This is a genomic window from Bradyrhizobium sp. STM 3843 (assembly GCF_000239815.1).
GTDB lineage: Bacteria > Pseudomonadota > Alphaproteobacteria > Rhizobiales > Xanthobacteraceae > Bradyrhizobium.
Genome location: NZ_CAFK01000006.1, coordinates 39,343 through 51,198 on the forward strand (window position 1 = coordinate 39,343; position 11,856 = coordinate 51,198).

Genomic DNA, 11,856 nt, shown 5'->3' on the forward strand with positions numbered 1-11,856 from the left:
GGATCTGACATCATGGACCACACGGCGCTTCTCGACCGGATCGACGTCGCGGGATCTCTGGACCTGCTGTCGCGCATGGTCCAGCACAAGAGCTACTCCAGGACGGACGGCGAAAAGCAACTCGCGACCTTCATGGCCGAGCGGATGCGCGAGATCGGACTAGAGGCCGAGCTGGCGCCGTTCGGCAGTGATGGCCGCGTCAACGCGGTCGGCCGCTGGAAGGGAACAGGTGGCGGCAAGAGCGTGCTGTTCAACGGCCATGTCGATACGAACCCCGTCACCGAGGGCTGGACGGTCGATCCCTGGGCCGGCAAGGTCGACGATCGCTTCATCTATGGCATCGGCGTGTCCAACATGAAGGCCGGTGATGCCGCCTATTTTTGCGCGGTCAAGACGCTGATCGACGCCGGCGTGAAGCTGAGGGGCGACGTTATCCTCACCTACGTTGTCGGAGAGCTGCAGGGCGGGGTCGGCACCTATTCGCTGGTCGAGCAGGGCCTGCGGGCAGATTACTTCATCAACTCCGAGCCGACCGATTTGAAGGCGATGACGATGCACGCCGCCGCGTTCATGTTCATCATCGAGCTGGTCGGCAATACGCGCCATCTGTCGAAGCGCGAGGAGGCGGTCGATGCCATCGCCGCGGCCTGCGATCTCATTCCGCGTCTCAACGCGATGAAGTTCTCAGGCGCTCGATCGCCCGCGCACGAGCAGATCAACCGTGTCCATGTCGGTGTCGTCCACGGCGCGTTGGGGCGCGAGTTGCACGAATGGCGCACGCCGCAGGTTGCTGACTTCGTCCGCATCAAAGGGTCGGGACGCTATGCGCCGGGGCAGACCGAGGCCGGCGCCATCGCCGACATCCGCCGTGAGCTCGATGCGCTTCAGGCGCGCTTTCGAGGGCTGAAGGCCGAGATCATGTCGGAGGATCGCGCCGGCGTGCCGACCATGCCGCCTTTCGAGGTGGCGCCAGAAAGCCCGATTGTGAAGGCGATCAACAATGCCTATCGCGCGGTGCGGGGCGAGGCCCAGCCGACCGGGCCGGTTGCGCCGAGCTGTTTCTATGGGACCGATGCCGGGCATCTTTATGCGTATGGTTGCATGGAAGGCATCGTCTGCGGCCCTGGAGGCCGGTACAACACGATGCCCGACGAGCGCGTCGACATTCCCGACTTCCTCGACATGATCCGCATCTACATATTGACGATTCTCGAGATCTGCGGCTGAGCAGCTTGCTGGGACAGCGAGCAATCGACACGCGAGATAGTCCCTCGACCGTCATCGCAGGAGCCGGCCGCTTCGTCGCGCTATCCTATTCGGGCTGAGCGCCGGCCGGGTTTGATGAGCCGCGGGCCGCTTGCTCAGCGGGCCTCGTCGCGCAGGTGATACCAGTGATAGAGCATGCGCTGGCCGATGCGGCGGAAGGGCGAGAACGGATGCGTTGGCAGCGCCGAAGTAAAGATCGGCAAGTCCTGGTTCTCGAACCTTTGACCCGCCAACATCTGAGCCATGCGGCGTCCGGCCTGCGCCGAATAGGATACGCCGTTCCCACCGAAGCCGAGCGCGTAGACCAGTTTTTGTGCAGGATCAGGCCGGAAGATGCGCGGCATCATGTCGTGGCTGACATCGACCCAGCCCCACCAGGAATATTCGATGGCGATGCCCTGCAGGGGTGGAAACTTGCGGTGCAGTCCGTCGATCAGAAGCTGCAGATGCCGGTCATGGGACGCATCGACGCCGGTGATGGCGCTGCGGCTGCCGATCTGCAGCCGGTTGTCCGGCAGCAGCCGATAGTAGAAACGCAGGGTGCGGGTGTCGGTGATGACCTCCCGAGTCTTGAAGCCGGTGGCATTTAGCTCGGCCTGCGTCAGTGGCCGCGTCACCAGCGAATTGGAGAGGATAGGCATGCAGCGGCCGGCGAGCAGGGACGTCAATCCGAGCGAAGTATAGGCGCCGGTGGCGATGCCGACGGCATCGGCCTTCACCACGCCGCCGGGTGTACGCAGGACGAAGGCACCGTCGCGGCGCTCGATCTCCAGCACCGGGCTTGCGGTGTGCACACGCGCGCCGAGGTCGCGAGCCATTTTGAGATAACCGAAGGCAAGCTTGGCCGGATGCACGCCGGTGCCGAGCGGCTCGTGCACGGCGCCGACCGCTTCCGCCTCGTCGACAAAGTCGCGGCGCAGTTCCTCGCGCGACAGAACGCGGGAGGCGTAGCCGAATACATCGTTCAGCACCTTCGATTCGGCAGCAATCTTGTCGAGGTTGCGCTGGCGATGGGCGATATAGAGATGGCCGCCGCGCTGCGGCTCGCAGTCGATCGGGCTCGATTGGACCAGCTCTTCAAATGTCTCGAAGCCTTCCGTGACCTCCGCATGCATCCGACGCGCGACGTCGAGGCCCCAGCGCTTGATCCATTGCGACCGCGTCAGGCGCCCGGATGCGTTCTGGCCCTGGCCGCCATTGCGGGTGCTGCAGCCCCAGGCGACGCCGTTGGCTTCGAGGACCGTAGCCTTGATGCCGAATTCGCGCGCCAGGAAGATCGCGCAGGCAAGGCCCGTATAGCCGGAGCCGACGATCGCGACCTCGGTCGCCGTGCCGGCGGTGACGGGTCCGTCGCTCTCCGGCGGCGTACCCGCGGTCGCGATCCAGTAGGTCGGCGCGTATTGACGGTTGCGGCCGGGGCCGTCGGAGACCAGCGGATCGTAATGCGGATCATAGGGCGCGGGCGGCGCCGCGTGCATGTTCATCGCGGCGCGCCCGTGCTGGCGGCCGGCTGCGGCGGCCGGTCCTTGCGGAACGCGCTCTTGCTGCAGATCCTGTCGCCGCGGAATTCAAACAGGTCGCAACCCTGCACCTCGATGCGCTGTCCGTTCGCTGCTGTCGCGCGAAAGATCCATTCGGACAGGGCGCGGTCGCCGAACACCGCGTGGCGCGTGCACTCCCAACTGACATCCGGCATGCTGGTCCAGGTCGCCTCGAAGGTGCCGCGAACTTCGGAGGCGCCGGCGAGACGGCGGCCGCAGATATCGGGGCCGGCGGCAGCATCGAACACGATGTCGTCGGTCATGCAGGCCATGACGCCCGTGCCATCATGCCGGTTGAAGGCAGAGAACAGAGAGTTGAGAAGGTTGCGCCTGACGGTGTCGAGATCGGCCATGTCGCTGTCCTCCGCCGTCCGCGCGGCTTTTGCAGTTCATGCCCGTGTGCCAGCGATTGGACGCCAGCCCTAGAACCAGACCGGTTGGCATCTTGCGGCCAGAACTGGCATGGTAGGCGAGGGGCCGCTGGCTCTTTTCCGATATGGCCTGGCCTGCAGATTGCGGCGGATGATCCAGCCCGGCGCCACGCATTTCCGCGCGACGACTTGACGATGACCATGCAGGACATGGCCGTCGCGATCTGCGATATCGCCGTCACCGCGCTGCCGACGCCCGTCGTGATGCTGGGCGCGGCGATGTCGATCCTCGCCGCGGCCCTGGTGCGCGGCTTTACCGGCTTTGGCTTTGCCCTGACAGCGGTGCCGCTGCTCGGCCTGTTCCTTACGCCGTTGCAGGCAGTTCCGATCGCCGTGACCCTGCAGCTTCTGATCGGAGTGACCGACTTTCGTCGCGCCTCGCGGGACAGCGATTGGCCGTCATTGCGCTGGCTGATCGTCGGCGGCGTCGCCGGCTCGCCGGTCGGCGCGCTGGTGCTGAGCGTGGTCTCGGCGCCGGTGGCGCGCGTGCTGATCGCGGGGATCACGATCGGTGCCGTGGTCGTGCTCAATGCCGGGTTTCGCCTGGCAGCCGTGCCCTCGCGGGGCAGCACCGCGCTGGTCGGTCTGGCGGCAGGGCTCTTCAACGGGCTCGCTGCCATGCCGGGGCCGCCGGTGATCGTCTACTATACGGCGGGACCGTTCAGCCGGATCGCGGCACGTGCCTCGATGATGGTGTTCTTTCTCGTCTCGTCGATCGCCGCCTTGGTGAGCGTGGCGATGCTCGGCCTCATGGACTTGCACGCGGTGGTGCTGACCGTGCTTGGCATTCCGATCATGCTGGTCGGGACCTGGCTCGGCGACATCGGCTTCCAGCGCGGCAGCGACACGCTGCACCGGCGCGTCTCGATCGTGAGCCTTGCCGTGGTCGCGCTCGGCAGCGCGATCAGGGGATTGAGTGATTTATTGTAGTCACGCCGTCATCGTCGCGCGAACACCTCGCCGAGCTTGGTGACCCCGGGCGCGATGCGGTCGGTGCGGATCGATGAGAAGCCGAGACGGAAGCAGTGCCGCGTGGCATCGGGATTGATCGAGAACACGTCGCCAGGTTCGATCACGACGCCCTCGGCGCGTGCGGCCTCTGATAGGCGCCTGGTATCGGTGCCGTCGGGGCAGCTGATCCAGTAGCTGGTGCTGCCGGCGCCGCGCTGCCAGCGGCAATCAGGCAAGGCACGCGGCAGCAGCTCGTCGAGCAATCTGGCGCGCTCCAACAGCACGCGGCCGACCTGCTGCAGATGCGAGCGGTAGTGGCCGAGCCCGATGAACAGTGCGGCGACGCGCTGATTGTTCAGCGGCGGATGGCGCAGCATCAGCCGGCGCAGCGCGCGCAACTCGCGGATCACTGGTGCCGGCGCCACGACGTAGCCGAGCCGAAGTCCCGGCGCGAGCGCCTTGGACAGGCTGCCGACATAGAGCACGCGCTGGTCGCGATCGAGGCTCATCAGCGGCGGCAGCTCATTCCCCTCGGGGATCAGGTCGCTCTCGTAATCATCTTCGACCAGCACGATATCCCGCGTCTTCGCGATATCGAGTATCTCCTCGCGGCGGGCGCGCGACATCGCCGCCGTCGTCGGGCATTGATGGCTTGCAGTAACATAGGCCAGCGTGCAGCGCGCAAAGGCATCATCCGGCAGCACGCCCTCGCCATCGACCCGCAACGGCGTGACATTCGGTGTCAGCAGGCCAAAAATGTTGCGCGCATCCGGATAGCCCGGATCTTCCATGCCGACGAGCGTGTCGCCCCGCACGAACAGTTTTGCGATCAGGTAGAGCGCGTGCTGTGCGCCGATCGTGAGCATGATCTCATCGGCGCGGGCGCGAATGCCGCGTCGCGGCAGAACTTGGCGCTGCAGCTGCTCAATAAGCGCCGGATCGTCGCCGTCGATCATGTCGCGTGCCCAGTTATTGATTTCGGGCACGCTGAGGGCCGCGCGGGCGCTTTCGCGCCAATTGTTGGTCGGAAACAAACTCGGGTCGAACTGACCGAAGATAAACGGATAAGGATAGGCTTGCCAGTCGAGCGGCTTGACGATGTTGCGGAAGGTCGACGGGCGCAACGCGAAGCGCTCGGTCCAGCGCCGGCTGTCGACTTCGCTGGCGGCCGGCTCTTGGGCGGCGCCGATCTGCTTGGGCAGGCCAGTTACGAAATAGCCGCTGCGTTCGCGCGACACCAGGAAGTTCTGGTCGACGAGTTGCTCATAGGCAATGACGATGGTGTTGCGCGATACCTTCAGCAGTGCTGCCAAATCGCGGCTCGAGGGCATGCGTACACCGAGCGGCAGGCGACCGTCCTCGATCGCCGATACGATCATCTGGCGAATCTGCAGTTGCAAGAAGCTGCCGCCGCGGTCCAGACCCCGGAACAGCGATCCCCAGAATAGGAAATCGTTGAGCGGCACAGCGGAGGGCTGTCCAGCCGCTTCGGATCGACGCAGGGGAGCAAATTTTCCCATCGAGAACCTGAACTGGTAAAACTGATCTGTCAGAAAAACTAAGCAAAAACTGCGCCATAGCAGCCGCAGAGAGGGACCCGACGCATGGGCTGGCTCCATTTGTGCATGGCATCTGGCGCTGGTGCGGCCAAGCCCTTCACCGCAGGCTCTTGACCAGGCGCATGGGAGTTCGTGGTGATCGAGGATACCGTCGTTTATTCGGCTCGCAAGATCATAACGATGAATCCGTCGCGCCCCCACGCGACGCACGTTGCAGTTCGCGACGGCCGTATCGTCGCGGTCGGCGGCGAGGCCGAAATCACGCAATTTGCGACTGACGGCAAGATCGACGATCGTTTCCGCGACAAAGTGCTGTTGCCCGGCTTCGTCGAAGGCCATGCTCACATCATGGAGGGTGTGGTCTGGACGATGCCGTATGTCGGCGCTGGCGATCGCCACTCACCCGTAGGCAGGCTGGTTCCGGGTGTCCGTGACCTGGACGCGATCGTGGCGCGGCTGCGCGACGCCGAAGTCGCAATGACCGATCCGGACGCGCCGCTATTCGCCTGGGGCTTCGATCCCCTGCATATCGACGGCCAGAAGCTGACTCGTAAAGATCTCGACCGCGTCTCGACGACGCGCCCGGTGATGGTGATCCATGCCAGCTTCCACATCAGCAACGTCAACACCTTCGTGCTGGAGCGCACGCAGCTGCTGCGGGCCACCGACATTACCGGCGTTGTCGCCGGTGCTGATGGCCTCGCCTCCGGCGAGCTGCAGGGCGTTGCAGCGCGGTTACGCGCATTCCGGGCGCTCGGCGGCAATCCGTTGTCGGAAAAGCTGACCGCTGCCGACGTGCAGCGCTATGCGCAATCGGCTTGTATCCAGGGCGTCACCACCACCACCGACTTGCACGCTGATCTCGTAGACAACACCGTCGAGCTCTATCAGCGGACGACGCAGGAGCCGGACTTCGGCATCCGCCTTGTCCCTGCGCTTGGTGGCCTGTTCCATGCGCCGGAGCAGGCAATCGAGAAGCTCGAGGTCCTGCGCGACCAAACCGAAGCCAACGACAAGCTCCACTACGGCATCGTCAAGCTCGTCATCGACGGTTCAATTCAGGGCTTCACCGCGAGGCTGCGCTGGCCGGGCTATCACAACGGCGCGCCGAATGGGCTCTGGTATATTGCGCCGGGGGAACTGCCGCGTCTGGTCGCGGCCTATCACAAAGCAGGCTTCCAGCTGCACATTCATACCAATGGGGATGAAGCGACCGAGGTCGCGCTCGATGCCCTGGAGGCGGCGCTCACGGAGGCGCCACGTCCCGATCATCGCCACACACTGCAGCACTGCCAGATGGCCGATGCGGCGCTATTCCGGCGCATGAAGGCGCTCGGGGTCTGCGTCAATCTGTTCGCGAACCATCTCTATTACTGGGGCGATTCCCACTACGAGCTGACAATGGGGCCGGAGCGTGCCGGGCGGCTCGACGCCACCGGAACTGCGCAACGCATTGGCGTGCCGTTCTCGATCCATTCGGACGCGCCGGTGACGCCGCTCTCGCCGCTGTTCACGGCCTGGTGCGCGGTCAACCGCACGTCGTCCTCCGGCCGCAAGCTCGGCGCCGAGACCGAGGCTCTGACGGTCGCGCAGGCGCTGGCCGCGATCACGATCGGGGCCGCCTACACATTGAAGCTCGATCATCTGGTCGGCAGCATCGAATCCGGCAAGCTTGCCGATTTCGCCGTGCTCGACGATGATCCGCTCACGGTCGCGCCCGACAAGCTCAAGGACATTCCAGTCTGGGGCACCGTGACCGGCGGGATCGTTAAGGAGGCTCCGCGCGCATGATGGCGGCCGCGCCCATCCCCAATCCTGTTCCGATGACGGTGATCGGCGGCTTCCTCGGCGCCGGCAAGACCACGTTTCTCAATCGTCTGCTGGCCGAAAGCACTGAGCGCTGCGCGGTGCTGGTGAACGATTTCGGCGAGATCAATGTCGATGCCGCGCTGATCGAGAGCCATGACGGCACCACGATGTCGCTCGCCAATGGCTGCGTCTGCTGCAGTACGGGCACCGGCTTCCTCGATGTGCTGGCACGGCTGCTCGACGATCTCGACCGCTTCGATCGCGTCGTCATCGAGGCCAGTGGTGTCGGAGACCCCTGGCGCATCGCCGAGATCGCCCTGGTGGAGCCGGCGCTGCGGCTCGATGGCGTCATCACGCTGGTCGATGCGAGCCACATCGCAATGCTGATCGACGACGTCAAGGTGGGCGACACTGTGCGCCAGCAACTCGCCAAATGCGACGTCGCGCTGCTCAGCAAGAGCGATCTGGTCGACGCCGCGCAACTGGATATTGCCCGTCGCGCTGTGCGAGCTGTGCGTGCGGATATGGCGATCGCGGTGCTGTCGGGCGACGCGCTGCTGGATCTGACGTCATTCGGACGCAAGCAGGTGTCGCGCTTCCGGGCCGAGGATGTCATCGAGCAGGCCGACCACGAAGCCGGCTTCAGGCGCTGGACCTACCGGCGCGAGGGTTGCTTCAACCGCGAACGTCTCATTGCTGCTGTCAAACAGCTGCCGCCGCAATTGCTGCGTCTCAAGGGCACTTGCCGCGTCGCCGGCGACGCCAGCCCGCAGCTTTTCCAGATGGTGGCGCAGGCCTGGTCCTTGACGCCAGCCAGCCGGGAGGGCGTACAATTCCCCGACGCAATCATGCTGGTCGGCGTGGGCACGTCCGATCTGCCTGATCATCGCGAGCTTGACGCTGTTCTCGATTCCGCGCTCGCCGCTGTCTCGGTGGCGTCATGAGGGCAGGGCGCATGCAATGCCGATCATGTTGTTTCAGTCCCACTATGTTTCAGTCCCATTGCCGGTCATCGACAGAAAGCGGGGTAGAGCCATGCTGATCAGACGAAATTTTGTGCTGAGTGCCCTCGGTCTCGTTGCGGCCGCGATGGTTACGCCGCGCGCTGCTGCGCAGCAGGTCGGTGCGAATGCGCTTATCATCGGGACGACGCAGGTGCCGCGTCATTTCAACGGCGCGGTGCAATCCGGCATGGCGACGGCGATGCCGACTGCGCAGATCTTCGCGAGCCCGTTGCGCTATGACGACAAGTGGAATCCGCAGCCTTATCTGGCGCAGTCCTGGGAGGTCGCGCCGGACGGGCTGTCGGTGACGTTGCATCTGGTCACGAACGCGGTGTTCCATGATGGGCATCCTGTGACATCGGAGGATGTTGCGTTCTCGATCATGGCGATCAAGGCTAACCATCCCTTCCAGACCATGCTGGCGGCGGTCGAGAAGGTCGAGACACCGGACCCCATGACCGCGATTATCCGTCTGTCACATCCGAGCCCATCACTGCTGCTCGCAATGTCGCCGGCGCTGATGCCGATCCTGCCGAAGCATATCTATGGGGACGGCCAGGATTTGAAGACCCATCCGGCCAATCTGAAGCCGATCGGTTCTGGCCCGTTCAAGCTGACCGAATACAAGCAAGGCGAATATTACACGCTGGAGAAGTTCGACAAGTTCTTCATCCCCGGCCGGCCCAAGCTCGACAAGATCGTGGTGCGGCTGGTATCGGACCAGAACGCCGCCCTGGTGTCGATGGAGCGTGGCGATTTCAATGCGCTCCCATTTGTCGCCGGTGCGCGCGACATTGATCGGCTGCAGAAGTCGCCGAATCTGATCGTCACCGACAAGGGTATGGAAGGTGTCGGCCCGCTCAACTGGCTCGCCTTTAACACCAAGAAGAAGCCACTCGATGACCTCAGGGTGCGGCAGGCGATCGCCTATGCCGCAAACCGCGACTTCATCATCGCCAAGCTGATGGGCGGCAAGGCGACGCCGGCGCTCGGACCGATCGCACCGGACTCGCCACTCGCCGAGCCCGGGGTCGAGCCGTACAAGGTCGACCTTGTCAAGTCGGCGGCGCTGCTGGATGCAGCCGGCTATCAGAAGGGTGCCGATGGCTCGCGCTTTGCGTTGACCATCGACTACATTCCTGGCGCCGACGAGCAGCAGCGCAATGTCGCCGAATATCTGCGCTCGCAGCTGAAACGCGTCGGCATCAATCTCGAGGTAAGGGCGGCGCCGGATTTCCCGACCTGGGCGCAGCGCGTCTCGAACTACGATTTCGATCTGACAATGGACACCGTCTACAATTGGGGGGATCCGGTGATCGGCGTGAACCGCACCTATCTGTCCTCCAATGTCCGCAAGGGCATCATCTGGTCGAACACCCAGCAATATTCCAACCCGAAGGTCGATGAGCTGTTGCAGCAGGCGGCGGTCGAGACCTCGCCGGAGAAACGCAAGGCGCTGTATTCGGAATTCCAGAAGATCGTGGTCTCGGACGTGCCGATCTACTTCATCAATGTCACCCCGTACTACAACGCCTTCAGCAAGGGGCTCGGTAGTCTTCCGACCACGATCTGGGGCATGATGTCGCCGCTCGACGAGCTGTATTGGGAAACGCCGCCGAAGACCTGAGACGAGACGTAGCCACGCGACCTTAGGAGACCGGCCAGTCCATGGCGCTCGCCATTCATTTTGCCAGGCAGATCGTCAACGCCGCAATGCTCCTGCTTGCGGTGCTCGTGCTGAATTTCTGCCTGATCCATCTCGCGCCCGGCGATCCCGTCCAGGTGATCGCCGGAGAGATGGGCGGCGCGTCAGCCGACGTCGTTGCGGCGTTGCGTGCCAAATACGGTCTCGACCAGAGCCTGACCGAGCAACTCGCGATCTACCTGCGCAACGTCGCATCAGGTGATTTCGGCTATTCCTATTATTTCAACGCGCCGGTGCTCGGGCTGATCCTGGAGCGCCTGCCGGCCACGCTCTATCTTGCCTTCACCGCGCTGATCGCGGCACTCGCGATCGGCACTTCGCTCGGCGTGGTCAGCGCCCGCAGGCCGAACGGTCTGCTCAGCCACACCGTCACGGTATTCGCGCTCGCAGGCTATGCGGCGCCGATCTTCTGGACCGGGTTGTTGCTGCTGCTTTTGTTCGGCTCGGTGTGGCCGATCCTGCCCGTGGTCGGCATGACCGATGTCGCACATCCCACGCAGGGCATCGCTTATGCGCTCGACGTCGCGCGGCATCTCGTGCTGCCGTCGCTGACGCTTGCCGTGGTGTTCATCGCCCAATATAGCCGACTCGCGCGCGTCAACATGATCGATGCCCTGTCGGCGGACTATGTGCGGACAGCGCGCGCCAAGGGCCTGCCGGAATGGATCGTGATCGGCAAGCACGCGCTGCGCAATACGCTGATCCCGATCGTTACCGTTGCGGGGCACCAGTTCGGCAATCTGTTTGCCGGCGCCGTGCTGGTCGAGACCGTATTCAGCTGGCCGGGCATGGGGCGGCTGGTGTTCGATTCGATCCTGCGCCGCGACTATCCGACCCTCATGGCAGTCTTGTTCTTTTCCGCGTTGATGGTGATGGCTGCCAACATGCTCACCGACATGGTTTATCGCCTGGTTGACCCCCGTATCCGGACGAGGCGGTGATGACGACAATGGAAGCCGCTACGCCGCTGGTCCCCGCGAAGGCGACAGATCCGATCCGACCGGCAGCTTCGCCGGGGCGCATCGCATTGCGCCAGTTTCTGAAGAGCCCGTCCGGCGTCGGTGGCGCCTGCCTGTTGATGCTGATCGTCGTGGCGACCCTGATTGGTCCGCTGCTCTACCCCGTCGATCCGCTCGACATCGCCGGCGCACCGTTCGCGCCTCCCGACGCCGATGCCTGGTTGGGCACCGACTATCTCGGCCGCGACGTGCTTGCCGGCCTGATCCATGGCGGCCGCGCGACGCTGACGGTGGGTGCTGTCGCGGCGCTGATCACGATCGCGATTGGAGTCCTGGTCGGCGCTCTCGGTGGTTTCTTCGGCGGCGCGATCGACGCCGCGCTGGTAAAGATCACGGAATTCTTCCAGATCCTGCCGCCGCTATTATTCGCGATGGTGCTGGTGACGTTGTTCGGTGCCAAGCTGTCGATCATCACGGTCGCGATCGGAGTGGTGAGCTGGACCTCGGTGGCACGGCTGACGCGCGCCGAGTTCATGCGGCTTCGCGACCTCGATTTCGTCAAAGCGTCGCGCGCCGCCGGCGCCGGCAGCCTGCATCTGATGTTGCGCGTGCTGCTGCCGAACGCGCTGCC

The 11,856-nt window shown here is 64.2% G+C and carries 10 protein-coding genes; 7 read left to right on the forward strand and 3 right to left on the reverse strand.

Annotated features, from left to right (window positions below; all coding sequences use genetic code 11):
* Positions 1-12 precede the first annotated feature (12 nt).
* On the forward strand, positions 13-1,227 hold the full coding sequence (locus tag BRAS3843_RS00905) for a M20/M25/M40 family metallo-hydrolase (RefSeq protein ID WP_008966791.1): 1,215 nt from the start codon (positions 13-15) through the stop codon (positions 1,225-1,227).
* 134 nt (positions 1,228-1,361) lie between these two features.
* On the opposite strand, the gene BRAS3843_RS00910 is transcribed toward BRAS3843_RS00905, so the two are convergent.
* Both BRAS3843_RS00910 and BRAS3843_RS00915 read right to left on the reverse strand, forming a co-directional pair.
* Positions 1,362-2,750: an FAD-binding oxidoreductase gene (locus BRAS3843_RS00910; RefSeq protein ID WP_008966792.1), complete on the reverse strand. Its 1,389-nt coding sequence runs from the start codon at positions 2,748-2,750 to the stop codon at positions 1,362-1,364.
* Complete coding sequence (locus BRAS3843_RS00915; RefSeq protein ID WP_008966793.1) at positions 2,747-3,160, reverse strand: nuclear transport factor 2 family protein; 414 nt, start codon at positions 3,158-3,160, stop codon at positions 2,747-2,749. The genes BRAS3843_RS00910 and BRAS3843_RS00915 overlap by 4 nt, the downstream gene beginning before the upstream one ends.
* A 213-nt stretch (positions 3,161-3,373) precedes the next feature.
* Between BRAS3843_RS00915 and BRAS3843_RS00920 the strand changes: the two genes are divergently transcribed.
* Entirely contained in the window at positions 3,374-4,168 is a 795-nt protein-coding gene (locus BRAS3843_RS00920) for a sulfite exporter TauE/SafE family protein (protein WP_244425086.1), read from the forward strand.
* Positions 4,169-4,176: 8 nt separating this feature from the next.
* Here the strand turns inward: BRAS3843_RS00920 and BRAS3843_RS00925 are convergent, their stop codons facing one another.
* Positions 4,177-5,709, reverse strand: coding sequence for a PLP-dependent aminotransferase family protein (locus BRAS3843_RS00925; protein WP_008966795.1), 1,533 nt, complete (start codon positions 5,707-5,709; stop codon positions 4,177-4,179).
* Positions 5,710-5,883: 174 nt separating this feature from the next.
* Here BRAS3843_RS00925 and BRAS3843_RS00930 point away from each other — a divergent pair, with 174 nt between their 5' ends.
* From BRAS3843_RS00930 to BRAS3843_RS00950, 5 genes are all read left to right on the forward strand, one after another.
* Positions 5,884-7,539 carry an amidohydrolase gene (locus BRAS3843_RS00930; protein ID WP_008966796.1) on the forward strand — a complete coding sequence of 552 codons (1,656 nt, stop codon included), beginning with the start codon at positions 5,884-5,886 and terminating at the stop codon, positions 7,537-7,539.
* Complete coding sequence (locus tag BRAS3843_RS00935; RefSeq protein ID WP_008966797.1) at positions 7,536-8,501, forward strand: CobW family GTP-binding protein; 966 nt, start codon at positions 7,536-7,538, stop codon at positions 8,499-8,501. Before BRAS3843_RS00930 ends, BRAS3843_RS00935 begins: the two co-directional genes overlap by 4 nt.
* A gap of 91 nt (positions 8,502-8,592) precedes the next feature.
* Complete coding sequence (locus tag BRAS3843_RS00940; RefSeq protein WP_008966798.1) at positions 8,593-10,188, forward strand: ABC transporter substrate-binding protein; 1,596 nt, start codon at positions 8,593-8,595, stop codon at positions 10,186-10,188.
* Between the two features lie 41 nt (positions 10,189-10,229).
* Positions 10,230-11,207, forward strand: coding sequence for an ABC transporter permease (locus BRAS3843_RS00945; RefSeq protein WP_008966799.1), 978 nt, complete (start codon positions 10,230-10,232; stop codon positions 11,205-11,207).
* A partial coding sequence (locus tag BRAS3843_RS00950; protein ID WP_035980486.1) for an ABC transporter permease occupies positions 11,207-11,856 on the forward strand: 650 nt, incomplete at its 3' end. The genes BRAS3843_RS00945 and BRAS3843_RS00950, both read left to right, overlap by 1 nt.

Coding starts and splice junctions, on each gene's coding strand:
- BRAS3843_RS00905 (WP_008966791.1), top strand. CDS start 13: ATGGACCACACGGCGCTTCTCGACCGGATCGACGTCGCGGGATCTCTG.
- BRAS3843_RS00910 (WP_008966792.1), bottom strand. CDS start 2,750: ATGAACATGCACGCGGCGCCGCCCGCGCCCTATGATCCGCATTACGAT.
- BRAS3843_RS00915 (WP_008966793.1), bottom strand. CDS start 3,160: ATGGCCGATCTCGACACCGTCAGGCGCAACCTTCTCAACTCTCTGTTC.
- BRAS3843_RS00920 (WP_244425086.1), top strand. CDS start 3,374: ATGACCATGCAGGACATGGCCGTCGCGATCTGCGATATCGCCGTCACC.
- BRAS3843_RS00925 (WP_008966795.1), bottom strand. CDS start 5,709: ATGGGAAAATTTGCTCCCCTGCGTCGATCCGAAGCGGCTGGACAGCCC.
- BRAS3843_RS00935 (WP_008966797.1), top strand. CDS start 7,536: ATGATGGCGGCCGCGCCCATCCCCAATCCTGTTCCGATGACGGTGATC.
- BRAS3843_RS00940 (WP_008966798.1), top strand. CDS start 8,593: ATGCTGATCAGACGAAATTTTGTGCTGAGTGCCCTCGGTCTCGTTGCG.
- BRAS3843_RS00945 (WP_008966799.1), top strand. CDS start 10,230: ATGGCGCTCGCCATTCATTTTGCCAGGCAGATCGTCAACGCCGCAATG.